A 13,454-nucleotide genomic window follows, 5' to 3' on the forward strand; every position below is an offset into this window, starting at 1 on the left:
TCACCCCAAACGGTAACTAACCGACACCAAGGTCGGATCCACCGTTAATCGGACACTCCCGTTGTAAGACAGCAGGAGTGGTAGGGAGGGGTGCAACAGGTGGGTTCGACTGCATTGGGTGGGTTTGTTGGATCAGCCGGCAGGCGCAGGTGCCGGCGCCGGTTCGGTCGGAGCGGGAGCGGGGGTCTCGCCACCGGGCGCGGCGGGGTCCGATCCGACCCCGGTACTCGACGGTCCTGGGTCCATCTGCGAGACAAGCCATTTACCGTCATGCTTCTCCAGCGTCAACCGGAACATACCGACGTTGGTCACCGGCTGCGTGGCGACACTGCTGGTACCGCTGATCTCGGCGACAACCAAGGTGGTCGCCGAGTCGCCGTCGACCGAGACGACACCCGACGACCAGATGTCCGGCGTGATCTTCAGCTGCATCTGCGTGATGTCAGCCTGTGTCTTGTCGCGTTCCTTGGTCAGGTTGTCCCGGAACTGACCGGTCGTCAGCGGCGACATCGTGTCGACGTACTCGCTCGCCGTAGCGGTGTTCATGGAGTTCAGCAACTGCGTCACGAAGTAGTCGGACGCCTGCTTCGCGTCGGACGCCGAGGCCAGCTCATCGGCATCCGACTTCCATTTGACGCCGAAGAAGATCGCGACCGCGATCAACGCCACCACCAGCGCACCCGCGACGATCTTGCCGACAGAGGACACGTTGATCGTGATCTGCTTGCCGGGCTTCGCGGCCCCTGAACCAGTCGACGCGGGCACGGTGGCCTCGACGGTCGGCGCATACGAGGCGGATTCCGCGGGCTTCTTCCGCGACTTTCCCGTCGGCCGTTTGCTCACCGAGACACCCTCGGTGGGCTCGGTTCCGGTGTCAGGGTTTTCGGGCACACTGTTGTCGGCCATACGGCGTTTCTACCTCATAGACTCTCGGGGTTTGTCGGGCAGCGCTGGCCAGAGATCAGCCCAACGGGGCCGTGCGCGCGTTCGGATCGAAGTTCGGCGGCGGTCCTGCCGTGTCGTCGCCCGGTGGCCGCGGCGCGTTGGCCGCGCCTCTGATCTGCTGCGTCGGGTCTTCGGTGACGCAGTACATGTTGACCGGAACCGAGCTCTGCAAGAGCTCGGTCGGCGGCTGTTTCAACACCGGATAGTCGCAGTACGGTCGCGGATAGATCGACCCGTAGGCCCACCAGGCACCGTCGTGGAACATCGAGAGTGATGTGATCGCCCCATCGCGGATCGAGGGAAGCAGGTTGACGAGAGCGGGAGCGCGTAGCGCGCCCTGCTGAGCGATGTCGAGGAATTGCTTGAGCACGTCGGTCAGCGGATCGGTGAGGGTGTTCAGTGACCCACCGAGCGTCGTCAACTGGGCGGGCGCACTGCCCAGAAAGGTGCGCAACTCTTGGTCGGACGCCACGAGCGCGTCGATCAGACTGCTGATGCCGCCGGTCAACGTCCCCAGGTCGGGTTGAACGTCTGAGGTGGTCTCGAGGACCGTGCCAGTGTTCTGGATCAGCGACACGGTCTCGGGCAACACCCGATACAGATCGGCGAAGATGACTCCGCCACTGTTGAACAGGGCGCGCAGCTGATTCTTGCCACCGCTGTCGAGCGCGACGTCGAGTTCGTCGATCGTCACCTTGAGCTCGTCGGGATCGATCTGGTTGACGACGTTGACGGTGGACTCGAGGAGTTTCGGGAACGCCACGGTCGACGAGGTCTGCCGCGTGCTGATCTTGTCGCCATTGGAGAAGTACGGACCTGCGTCGGTCGACGGCTGGAAATCGACGTACTGCTCACCGACCGCGGACAGGCCGAGAGCTTCGACCGCTGCATCCTTGTTGATCTTGTACTTGCTGTCGATGGTCACCTTGACCTCGACGGCGTTCGGTGTCGTGAGGATCGTGTCGACCTCACCGACCCGGGCGCCACGCAGCGTGACGTCGGACGTCGACTGCACACCACCTGAGTTGGCGAACTCCACCGTCAACGAATACGAGTCCGCGAGCGGTCGCCACCGCAGCACGCCGAGACTCAGGTACGCGACGCCGACCAGCATCACCAGCACCAATGCGAGGTTGGAGAGCAGGATCTTGTTTCTGAGCAACCAGGCAGTCATCGTCGCATCACCCGCAACATCCCTGGGTACCGGCGAGCCGGGCCAACACTCGCACCAGGGTCTGGTGCAGTGAGTTGACACCCTGGTCGATGTCTCCGACCTCCGGTAGGCGGCTGGCAGCGTCGAATCCGAAGCCCGGTGAGAGGAACCACACCCTGGCTGCGACGGTCGCGGCGCTGCCCGGGGTCGCGTTGACCCACTTCGGCGTCAGAACCTTCAACTTGTCGGCGACCGGGCCGAGCTCTCCGATGGCACGCCCGAGCGCCTCGACGTCGACGAGCAGGTTGTTGGTCAGCTCCACCGTGTTCCCGGTCTGGGAATCGAGGAAGTCGTTGAGTGCATCGGTGACGACCTTTGTCTTGTCGAGAGTTGTCACGATCGAGGGGATCTGCGCGTCGACGACACTCAGCGCAGGCCCGACGGTGTTGATGGAGGCGACGAGTTGCTCGCGGCCGTTCGCGAGGTCGGTGGACAGCCCGTCCAGCGACGCCAGCGCGGTGTCGATCTCGGTCGTGTTCTGTGCGAGCCTGCTGATCGCCGTTGTCATCCCGGTGATCAGGCCGGTCAGCTCAGGAGCTTTGCCGCCCACCGCGTTCGACAGTTCGTTGATGATCTCGGTGAGGTTCTTGATCGCCCCGCCGTCGACAAATGCCGTGGCGGTGACAAGGAGGTCTTCGACCGTTGCGGCCTCGGAGGTCTCGCCACTCAGCGAATCTCCGGGCTTCATGATTCCGGCGGAATCCCCACCTTCGGGAGGCAACAGGGCCACGAACACGTCGCCCAGCGGCGTGCCCTGACGCAATTCGGCACCGGTCCCCACCGGCAATTCGATGTCCTTTCGAACCATCATCGTGATGTCGGCGGCGTAGTTGTTCGCCGAGATCGAGTCAACGAGGCCGACGTCGTTGCCGTTCAGCTTGACCTTCGCCCGAGACGGCAGATTCAAGGCATTGCCGAAGGAGCCCTTGATCTCGTAACCGCCGCCGACGCCGCCGGGTGCAGGCAACGGGATCTGATCGATTGTCAGGCCGGGGATCACCCCGCACCCGGACAGCAACATCATTCCGGCCAGACCGGTGACGACGGCGGCCTTCGCCCTGTGGGCGCCACCGGAGAGTGCGCTCATTTGGTCATCTCCACAAGAGCCGAGAACACGCCGAGATCGGGGCCGAAGCCGGTCAGCTTTCCTGTCCGGCAGCCGTCTTGCTGCAAGTTGATGGCCTCACAAAACGTCGAGAGCAGCTCGTTGTCGAACAACGACTTGTCGATCAACACCTGCGCTCGCCAGGCCCGCTGCTCGACAGAGACCGAGTTCGCGAGGTTGTCGAATGCCAAGGGCGCCACGTCGATCGTGTCGACGAGTTGCCGGGAGTAGTCACTGAGGTTGCTGATCACGGCAGCCAGCCGTCCCATCGAGCCACCGAGTGTGGTGGTGTTGCCTTCGAGAAAGGTCGCGGTGTTGTTCAGGGTCTGGTTGAGACCCTCCATGGTCGCCTGCAGTCCGGGCGCCTGGTCACCGAGCATTTGCGACACCTGGGTGATCGAGGAGGAGAACGCGGTCATCTTCGGGTAATTCTCGACGAGTACCGAGGTCAGCTGATCCATGTTCTTGATGACCTCGACCAGGGCGTCGCCGTTGTCGACGCCGACCTGCGCAGCTTTGCTCAGTTCGTCGATCGCGGCCTTCATACGAGCTCCGTTGCCGCCGAAGATCCCCGAGCTGATCGACAGCATGTCGCTGAGTGGACCGTTTCCGCCCGGATCGGCCTCGAACTGCTCGACCAGGTTGTCGACGGTGTCGAACAGGGTGCCGATCTCGACCGGGCTCTTCGCGTCGGTGATGACGTCGCCGTCTTGCAGTTTGGGTCCTTCGGAATACGGCGGCGAGAGCTCGATGTGGCGGGTGGTCACCAGGGAGGTGTTGATGATCGCGGCCGTGGCGTCGGCAGGGATCGGAATGTCTTTGTCGACTGTGAACTCGACCTTGACGCGGCCACCCTGCGGGGTGATCGACAGCACTCGGCCGACCGGCATCCCCAGCACGTCGATGTCGTTGTCGGCGTAGAGACCCGCCACGCTCTCGAAGTAGGCGGTCACCTTGATCGATTGCCCCACCGCGTGTTTCAGATCGGCCGGTATCAGGGTGCACCCAGCCGCGATCAGTGCGGTGCTCATCAGCACTGTGACGAGAGTGATGGTCCGGCGTAGTTGTCCGACAGATCGATTCAGCATCCGTTCACCACCCGGGCTGCGCAGAGCCAGTTGTCGGGAAAGATGCCCCACGGCAGATATCCCATCGCGTACGGTCCCGATCCGGTGGTGTTAGCGATCGACCGCACCGTCAGCGGCAGCACTTCGAGCATGTGCCGCAAATTGTCCCGGTTCTTCTCGAGTCCTTCGGAGACGGTGTTCAGGTTCCCGATCAACGGCGCGAACTGATTGTTGTTCTCTGCGCCCATCGCTTCCATCTGCTGGGCGAGATTGGCGACACCGTCGAGTAGCTGGACCACCAACTGCTGGCGGGTGACGATCTTCTGCGCGAGAAGCTGCCCCTGGCCGACGATGACGGACAGCTGGTATTGGCTGCTGTTGATCACATCGGTCACCGTCTCGGTGTCCTTGATGAGCAGATTGATCTGGTCGCTGCGGTTGCTGATCACCTTCGACATCTCGGTGAGCGCGTCCAACGTCGTCCGGGTGACCCCGGGCGCATCCTTGAGCTGACTGTTCAGGGCGCTGACGCTGTCGCTGAGTTCTTCGGCGTTGACGCCCGCGAGTATGGGCGTCCCGCGCTCGATCGTTTCCTGCAGGTCGTAGGGAACCTGGGTCAGTGGGATCCGTGATCCTTTGAGAGGCACGGTGGAGTCACCGATCTTGATGTCGACGTAGCGCTGCCCGAGCAGCGTCGACAGCTTGATCTCGGCGGACCCGTCGTCGCGCACCTCGACCTTCTTGTCGACCTCCATCGTCAGCGTGACGTGGTCACGTACCAATTCGGTCCCCGACACCTCACCGACGTCGATGCCCGCGACCCGCACCTTGTCGCCCGGCCGGATGCCACCGGCCTGTGAAAAGTCGGCGGTGTACTCCCGCTTGCCGATTCCCGAGTCCGAGACGGCGAACGTCGCGAACACGATCACGATCAGCACCACCGCTCCGATAGCGCCGAGCCAGAAGAATCGATGGCTGCGCCAGCTGCGGCCCAACGCCCCGGCCCGGCTCATCGACACACCACCGAGTGGTTGGTGCCACCGATCTGGCTGATCAAACCGGGCGGGAACAGAACTCCTCCGATCGACACATCCAGCTCGCACGCATAGATGTTGAGGTAGGCACCTTCCCCCATGACCATCGGGAAGTGCACCAGGAACAGTGGCAGATCGATCGCGAGTTGGTCGAGCTTGGGACCGATGTCGATCATGCGGTCGGTGGTGTTCTTCAGGTCCTGACCCAGCTCCTGGACATCAGGCCGGATCGTGCCGAGCAGGTTGCCGAGCCGATCGGTCGCACTGCCGATGCTCTGCACTGCTGACCCGAGCGCCGGCGAGTTGGCGTTGAGACCTTCGATCAGACCGGCGAGGTTGGCGACGAGCTCTTGCATCTGTTCGCCCTGCTTGCTCAGATCCCCCATGACCGCGCTCAGATTGGTGATCACGGCCCCGATCACCTGGTCGTTGTCGGCGAAGTTCGTGGCCACCTTGCCGACCTGTTCGATGGTGTAGCTCAGCGAGACCTCGTTGCCCTGGAACGTTTGAACCAGGCTCTCCGACAACGCATTCACCTGATCCGGATCAAGGGTGTCGAAGACGGGCTGAAATCCGGCGAGCAACGCAGAGACGTCGAACGAGTCCTGCGAGGGTTCCTTCAGGGTCGATCCCGGCGACAGCCGCATCTGCTCGGAGTCCTCGACCAGGTCGAGTCCGACGTACCGCTGCCCGATCAGGTTCTGGTATTTGATCGACGCCCTGGTGTTGGAGTAGATCGACTGATCCTTCTGAACCTCGAAGGTCACCTCAGCGCGATCGGTGTCGAGTTCGATCGACGCCACCCGGCCGACGCGCACACCGGCCATCCGGACGTCATCGCCTTCGTGCAGACCGGAGGCATCGTTGAAATACGTTGTGAACTGGTTGGTCTCGCCGGGAACCGATCGTTCCAGGGTCGACCAGATCGTCCAGGTCAGCACGAGCGCCAGCACTGCGAACAGGCTGAATCCGATGAGCGGCTTGCTGTAACCCATCAGCCCTCACCACCTTCGGCAACCTGGACCGACTGCACAAGTGGGCCGAGCATCAGGGTGTCCGCGGCCGAGGGTTCCCGCTCGAGCGCAGCTTTGAGTGTCTTGTTGTCACTGGCCGTGGTGACCGCGACGGGCGCGTCCGCCGGGACCACGCCGCCGTCACCCTGTGCGCTGCTCGGGGTGATGACGAGCGGCCCTGAACTCGTCGGCCCGGTCCCCGTACCCGGTCCCGAACACCCTGGTCCCCTGGTCATCCCGTACTTTCCGCCGTCGTAGACCGGGCAGTTCTGCCTGTTGTACATCACAAACGGACTGAAGCTGACCCCGATGTTGAGTTGAGGCTTGCCGTTGACGCCCGTGAACACGGTGAGCACCTTGCCTGCGAGATTGTTGAGAGCGCGAATCGCGCCGGGTAACGCTTCCGAATCGACAGCGATCGCGCCTGTCATGGTGTTGAGGTTTTCCACGATCTGGATACCGGAGTCCCCGTTGCGGGCGAACAGGGTCTGGATCCTGTCGATCATGCCCTGGGCTGCGGTCAACGTCCCTGCGAGTTCACGCTGGCGCTCGATGATGGTGATCGACGGGATCACCGCGCGCCCCATCGCGTCGAGGAGTTGCGGGGTCGACTGCTCGATCCCGCGCAAGGAGTCGTTGAAGTTGTCGAATCCTGGAGGTGCACCGTCGGGGAACTGCGCGTTGATCTGCTCCCAGTACTGATTGAGCGTTCCGACGAACGCGCTGAACACATTTCCGCCGCCACGCATGGTATCGGCAATCGTGCCCAGGACCCGCCCGATCTGCTCCGGCGGTACCGCCGTGAACAGTTCACGCAGGTCGTTCTGGACAGATTGCAGCGCGATCGTCTCTTTGGATTCGTCGGCCACCACCTTGCTGCCGTTCGACAGATGCCCCTTCGGATCGGCCGGTGGGATGAGTTCGATGGAGTTGACACCGAACAAATTGCTCGGCACCGTGCGGGCCGTCACGTTCGCCGGAATACCTTCGGCCTGATCGGGAACGATCTCGATGTTGACATCGGACAGGTTGGTCTCCGTCGCGTCGATGGAGGTCACCGAACCCACGATCAGACCGTTGTAGCGCACGTCTGCCTGGCTGACCAAGCCGTCGCCGATGTCGTCGAGGGTGGCTGTCACCTCGACCTTTGTTTCGAACGTGCCCTGATACCGCAACATCAATCCCACCAGGACCAGTGCGACGACGATGAGGAACACGACTCCGCGCAGGGCGTACTGCGCCGTGGAGGGGTTTCGCCCGGTTGTGTCTACAAACATGCGTTCACCCCGAAATCCTGATTCCCGGCGACAGACCCCAGAACACCAGGGTCAGCAGCAGATTGGCGAAGACCAGCACGATGATCGCGAGTCGAATGGCGTGGCCGGCCGCCACCCCGACGCCTTCGGGTCCACCCGAGGCGAAGAAGCCGTAGTAGCACTGGATGAAGGTGGTGAGGAGCACGAACACCACCACTTTGATGACCGAATACACCATGTCCTTCGACAAGATGAACTGGTAGAAGTACGACAGGTACGCACCCCGCCCCTGACCGCTCTGGATCTGGAACATGAACTGGCACGCCAGGTAGTTCGCGGCCAGCGAGACCGTGTACAGCGGGATGATCGAGATGACGGCGGCGATCATGCGGGTCGTGACGAGATACGGCATCGGACGAATCGCGATGGATTCGAGGGCATCGATCTCCTCACTGATGCGCATCGAACCGAGTTGTGCCGTGAAACGACATCCCGACTGGGCGGTGAACGCGACCGCGGCCAGCAGAGGGCTGAGTTCGCGGGTCGTCGCAAACGCGGAGATCGCGCCGGTCACCGGTGACATACCGAGCAGGTTCAGCGCGGTGTAGCCCTCGATACCGACTGTGGCCCCGCCCATCACCCCCAGCAGGATGATGACGCCGATGGTGCCGCCACCGACCACGATCGCCCCGTTGACCCACGTCACGTCGGACAGCAGTCGCCAGATCTCCTTGCTGTAGTGCTTGAAGGCGATCGGTACCGCGCCGACCGAACGCACCAGAAAGGTGAGCTGGTGTCCCATGAGGACCAGCAGGTCACGTGGTGTTTGGTAGAGCTTCTTACTCCACTCCAGCGGCCGCAGGGCCGGGGGTGTGTACTTGGACGCGACCATCTAGACCACCCTCGTCGGGACTACCACGGCGAAAATCTGGGTGAGGATCACATTCACGGTGAACAGCAGGATCACAGAGTTCACCACCGCGGCGTTGACCGAGTTGGCGACTCCGGAGGGCCCACCCTTTGTCGTGAGTCCACGGTCGCAGGCGACCACCGCCACGATGGCGCCGAAGATCACCGCCTTGGTGATGGCGAACGCGAGGTCGGCCGGGGACGCAAAGGACGCAAAGGTGCCGGTGTAACTTCCCGGCGTTCCGCCCTGGAAGTACACGTTGAACACATAACCGGTGACGAACCCGATGAAGCAGACGAAGCCGCACAGCAGGAAGCTGACCACCATGGTGGCGAGGAGTCGTGGGGAGATCAGCCGCTGGACCGGATTGACGCCCATCACCTTCATCGCGTCGATCTCGTCGCGGATGGTGCGGGATCCGAGATCGGCGGCGATGGCCGAGCCCACAGCCCCTGCCAGTAGCAGCGAGGTCACCAGCGGCGCGCCCTGCCGGATCACACCGAGCCCGGTGGCGGCTCCCGAGAATGACGTCGCGCCGATCTGGTTGGCGATGTTGCCGACCTGGATCGACACGACGACCCCGACCGGGATGGCCACCAGCAGCGTCGGCATCACGGACGTGTTGGCCATGAACGCGCACTGCCGGATGAACTCGCCGAACGGAAATCGCCGTTTGGCTATATCGACGAACAGCACTTTGAAGACCTCGAGGAAGAGCGTCATCTGACGCCCGAACGTCTCGAACGAGGCGAACACGTGCTCACGGAACCACCGACGTAGCGGCCCGAAACGACCACGCGTTCGCGAAGTGCCCCCTGCACCTGCCGCCACGGTTGCTGTACTCACACCCTGCCTTCGTTGTCCCCGTCACACGCACCCGGTGCGTATGAGTTCGCTCATAGTTCCACATAGCTAATCGGAGCATCCGACTAACGCGTTATTTACCCGAAGAACTCGTCACCATAACGAAAGTTATGCTCTGTGCAGCGGAGACTCTGTTCACCTGGATCTGAATCAGGCGTTGTCACATTAACTCATCAGCGCCCCAAACCGTAACAATGCCGCGATTCCCGGTTAACTTACCGGATTCGGACGACGACCCCGGCCGCCCCTCCGCTCGGCATCGACGTGGCCCACCAACTACCGTTCAGAGGTGACCTTTCTTCCGGTATGGGCCCCCGACGCCCGGCAGCTCCGCGTAGTGATCGACGACCGCACCCACGAGATGCACCCGACAGACGGAGGCTGGTGGGAATCCCCGGTCACCGCCGAAGCCGGTGCCAGGTACGGCTACCTCATCGATGACGCCGCGGATCCTCGGCCCGACCCCCGGTCCCCCCGGCAGCCGGACGGGGTGCACGGGCTGTCCCAGGTTCACGATGTCGACCCGGAGATCTGGTCCGACTTCGCGTGGACGGGACGTCCGATCGCAGGTGCGGTCGTCTACGAACTGCACATCGGCACCTTCACCACCGCCGGCACCCTCGACGGCGCGATCGATCGACTCGATCACCTGGTCGAGTTGGGAGTCGACTTCGTCGAGCTGATGCCGGTGAACGCCTTCAACGGCACCCACAACTGGGGGTACGACGGAGTCGGTTGGTATGCAGTCCAGGAAACCTACGGCGGACCCGACGCACTGGCACGGTTCGTGAACGCGTGTCACGTGCGGGGTCTCGGCGTCATCGTGGACGCCGTGTACAACCATCTCGGGCCATCCGGCAACTACCTTCCGGAGTTCGGGCCATACCTGACCACGGGCGCCACCTCATGGGGACAGTCCGTGAACCTGGACGAGGCAGACTCCGACGAGGTCCGCGAATACATCCTGGGCTCCGCACTCCGGTGGCTCGAGGTGTTCCATGTCGACGGCCTGCGGCTCGACGCAGTACATGCGCTTGTCGACCGGACCGCGCTCCATCTGCTCGAGGAACTGCAGATTCGCACCGACGCACTCTCCCGGCGCGTCGGCAGGCCGCTCGCGCTGATCGCGGAGAGCGATCTCAACGATCCGAAGCTGATCACCGCGCGTTCGGAGGGTGGATACGGCCTCGCCGCCCAATGGAGCGATGACGGCCACCATGCCATCCACACCACCATCTCCGGCGAGCGCCAGGGTTACTACGCAGACTTCGGAAGTCTGGAGTGCCTGTCAAAGGTGCTGCGCGAAGGTTTCTTTCACGGCCTGACCTACTCCTCGTTCCGGCGCAGGCGCCACGGTCGCCCGATCGATCCGCAGCATGTCGCGACCACATCTCTCGTCGTCTACACGTGCAATCACGATCAGATCGGTAACCGCGCCATCGGTGATCGCCCCAGCGCGTATCTGACACCGGGGCAGTTGGCCGCGAAGGCAGCACTGGTTCTCACCTCACCCTTCACACCGATGCTGTTCATGGGCGAGGAATGGGCAGCGAGTTCGCCGTTCCAGTTCTTCACCTCCCATCCCGAACCTGAGCTGGGTGAGGCCACCGCCAACGGGCGCAAAGCCGAGTTCGCCGAGCACGGGTGGGATGCGGACGAGGTTCCCGACCCACAGGACCCCGAGACATTCGAGCGATCGAAGCTTCTCTGGGATGAGATCGAGAAGCCCGGACACGCCCGGGTGCTGGAGTTCTATCGCTCCCTGATCGCCCTGCGTAGGGGCGAGCCAGAATTCTCGGACGACGACTTCGCCTCCGTCGCCATCGATTTCGACTCCGAAGGGGCGTGGTTCGCCATGCACCGCGGTGCGCTCACCACCGTGGTCACCCTGACCGAGACGCCGGTGGCGAACCCCTTCCCTGGCGACGTGCTCCTCGCGTGGGAACCACCCTCGGACGATGGCATTCTGAGTGGGCACAATGCCGTGATCGTCCGCCGCACCTGACCGTAAACGAGCCGGAAATCGGAAGACGCGCCAACTGTAGGCGGCGCGTCTTCTGATACGTGGAGCTTTTGTGGCCCGGTCAGGTCAGATAGCGGTACGCGGGTGATCCCGGTTCGAGCCGCTCGCAGATCAACCGCGAACTGTTCATCCGGTCCAGGAGCGGACTGAGTCCACCGGGTGCACCGAGCTCGACACCCACGAGCGCGGCACCGGTCTCGCGGTTGTTGCGTTTGACGTACTCGAACAAGGTGATGTCATCGTCTGGACCCAGGACCTCGTTGAGGAACCCCCGCAATGCGCCGGGCTCCTGAGGGAAGTCCACCAGGAAGTAGTGCTTGAGCCCCCGATGGACCAGCGACCGCTCGATGACCTCGCCGTAACGGGACACGTCGTTGTTGCCACCTGACAGCAGGCACACGACCGTCCACCCCGGTTCGATGGGCAGATCCTCGAGCGCTGTCACAGCGAGCGCTCCCGCGGGTTCGGCGATGATGCCTTCGTTCTGATACAGCTCGAGCATCGCTGAACAGATCGCACCCTCATCGACATGGGTGATGTGCACGGCACCGGGAGGCAGCTTCTCGTGGCCACGATGGACGGTGGCTGACGGCGGCAGATCCGGATGCTGAGCGACCGTGGCACCGGCCTGCGACATCACCCGGTGCCCGAGTCCGCCGATCCGTTTGACCGCGGCGCCGTCGACGAAGGGGTCGATGCCGCTCAGCGTGACCGGTCCCCCATCGACCAGAGCAGCCGACAGCGACACAGCACCGGTCGGCTCCACACCGACGATACGGACCTGATCGCCGAGCGAACGGAGATAGGTGGTCATGCCGGCGATCGCGCCGCCGCCGCCGACCGGGACGATGACCAGATCCGGCAGCTGTCCTAGCTGCTCGACGATCTCTTTGGAGATCGTTCCCTGACCAGCGGCGGTGCGGGTGTCGTCAAAGGCATGGATCCAGGTGGCCCCGGTCTCGAGGACGTCGGCCTGCGCAGCCGCGGCCGCCGCATCGTAGGTGTCGCCCACCGAGATCAACTCGACGAATTCCCCACCATGCCAACGGATCCGATCGCGCTTCTGCTTCGGCGTGCTGGTCGGCACGTAAATCCTGCTACGGATCTTCATGGTGCGGGCCGCATACGCGACACCCTGTGCGTGATTCCCAGCGCTCGCGGCCACCACCCCCGCGGCCCGTTCGGCCTCAGTGAGCATCGACATCACGTTGTAGGCGCCGCGGATCTTGTACGACCGCACCGACTGCAGATCCTCGCGCTTGAGGTACACCTGCGCACCGGTGGCTGCAGACAGCCGCTCCGAGATCTGGAGTGGAGTCGCAACCACCACACCGCCGATCCGCTCGGCCGCCGCGTCGATGGCGGCGGCGTCCAGAGCGGTGTGTACGTGCGGTGTGGTGGTCGAATCGACCGGCTGTCCTCTAGTCACGCCACCAATCGTCTCAGACGATGGTCGAGCTCCGCCTCCGGCTTCGTCTCACCTCACCCCAACAGAAATTACTCCGCGGGTTCGAGGACGAACACCGGGATCTCCCGGTCGGTCTTTTCCTGGTAGTCGGTGTACGGGGGGAAGGCTGCCACGGCGCGCTCCCACCATTCGGCCTTCTCGTCGCCGGTGATCTCGCGAGCAACCATGTCCTGGATCTTCGGGCCGTCCTGCAGTTCGACCTGCGGGTGCGCGACCACGTTGTAATACCAGACCGGGTTCTTCGGAGCGCCACCGAGCGAGGCGACCACTGCGTACTTTCCGTCGTGCTCGACGCGCATCAGCGGGGACTTGCGAAGCTTGCCCGACTTGTTGCCGACAGTGGTCAAGACCACGACCGGCATACCGTTGAGCTCCGTGCCCTCGGTGCCGCCGGACTTCTCGTACTTCTCGGCCTGCTCCCGCGCCCAGTCGCTGGTACTCGGCTCGTATTCACCCTGAAGTGGCATCGATCAACCTCCATGTTGTTCTCACACGCTCCCGAGGTCCCCCGGGAGCGTGTGAAGCGTCGTTTTTCGTCAACCACACTTGCGAGTCC

At 63.3% G+C, this 13,454-nt stretch carries 12 protein-coding genes; 1 reads left to right on the forward strand and 11 read right to left on the reverse strand.

The genetic code is table 11. From position 1 onward, the window contains the following. Nucleotides 1-132: 132 nt before the first annotated feature. Genes BFL43_RS13180 through BFL43_RS13220 form a run of 9 tightly spaced genes read right to left on the reverse strand, consistent with a single transcriptional unit; the run spans nt 133 to nt 9,266 of the window. Nucleotides 133-906, reverse strand: a complete 774-nt coding sequence (locus BFL43_RS13180; protein ID WP_084893000.1) for a hypothetical protein — start codon at nt 904-906, stop codon at nt 133-135. A 55-nt stretch (nt 907-961) separates the two neighbouring features. Next, nucleotides 962-2,119, reverse strand: a complete 1,158-nt coding sequence (locus BFL43_RS13185; RefSeq protein ID WP_084893001.1) for an MCE family protein — start codon at nt 2,117-2,119, stop codon at nt 962-964. A 7-nt stretch (nt 2,120-2,126) separates the two neighbouring features. Continuing rightward, nucleotides 2,127-3,245, reverse strand: coding sequence for an MlaD family protein (locus tag BFL43_RS13190; protein ID WP_084893002.1), 1,119 nt, complete (start codon nt 3,243-3,245; stop codon nt 2,127-2,129). Continuing rightward, nucleotides 3,242-4,351, reverse strand: a complete 1,110-nt coding sequence (locus BFL43_RS13195) for an MCE family protein (RefSeq protein ID WP_084893003.1) — start codon at nt 4,349-4,351, stop codon at nt 3,242-3,244. Before BFL43_RS13195 ends, BFL43_RS13190 begins: the two co-directional genes overlap by 4 nt. Continuing rightward, nucleotides 4,345-5,343 (reverse strand): MlaD family protein, encoded by a 999-nt coding sequence (locus BFL43_RS13200; protein ID WP_206186661.1) that lies wholly within the window; start codon nt 5,341-5,343, stop codon nt 4,345-4,347. Before BFL43_RS13200 ends, BFL43_RS13195 begins: the two co-directional genes overlap by 7 nt. After that, nucleotides 5,340-6,359: an MCE family protein gene (locus BFL43_RS13205; RefSeq protein ID WP_084893004.1), complete on the reverse strand. Its 1,020-nt coding sequence runs from the start codon at nt 6,357-6,359 to the stop codon at nt 5,340-5,342. The genes BFL43_RS13200 and BFL43_RS13205 overlap by 4 nt, the downstream gene beginning before the upstream one ends. Then, a complete protein-coding gene (locus BFL43_RS13210) occupies nt 6,359-7,654 on the reverse strand; it encodes an MCE family protein (protein WP_084893005.1) in 1,296 nt (431 codons plus the stop codon). Before BFL43_RS13210 ends, BFL43_RS13205 begins: the two co-directional genes overlap by 1 nt. A gap of 4 nt (nt 7,655-7,658) precedes the next feature. Next, nucleotides 7,659-8,525 carry an ABC transporter permease gene (locus BFL43_RS13215; protein WP_084893006.1) on the reverse strand — a complete coding sequence of 289 codons (867 nt, stop codon included), beginning with the start codon at nt 8,523-8,525 and terminating at the stop codon, nt 7,659-7,661. Continuing rightward, nucleotides 8,526-9,266, reverse strand: a complete 741-nt coding sequence (locus tag BFL43_RS13220; protein WP_240498239.1) for an ABC transporter permease — start codon at nt 9,264-9,266, stop codon at nt 8,526-8,528. It lies immediately after the preceding gene. Between the two features lie 430 nt (nt 9,267-9,696). On the opposite strand from BFL43_RS13220, the gene treZ reads away from it, so the two are divergent. Further along, the gene (gene treZ, locus BFL43_RS13225; protein WP_084893008.1) at nt 9,697-11,412 is read left to right on the forward strand and encodes a malto-oligosyltrehalose trehalohydrolase; all 1,716 of its coding nucleotides are present in this window, start codon (nt 9,697-9,699) and stop codon (nt 11,410-11,412) included. 79 nt (nt 11,413-11,491) lie between these two features. Here the strand turns inward: treZ and ilvA are convergent, their stop codons facing one another. Next, nucleotides 11,492-12,805, reverse strand: a complete 1,314-nt coding sequence (gene ilvA, locus BFL43_RS13230) for a threonine ammonia-lyase IlvA (protein WP_240498240.1) — start codon at nt 12,803-12,805, stop codon at nt 11,492-11,494. Nucleotides 12,806-12,927: 122 nt separating this feature from the next. Beyond that, nucleotides 12,928-13,365 carry a nitroreductase family deazaflavin-dependent oxidoreductase gene (locus tag BFL43_RS13235; protein ID WP_084893010.1) on the reverse strand — a complete coding sequence of 146 codons (438 nt, stop codon included), beginning with the start codon at nt 13,363-13,365 and terminating at the stop codon, nt 12,928-12,930. Nucleotides 13,366-13,454: the final 89 nt, after the last annotated feature.

The organism is Williamsia sp. 1135, from assembly GCF_002095395.1.
GTDB lineage: Bacteria > Actinomycetota > Actinomycetes > Mycobacteriales > Mycobacteriaceae > Williamsia.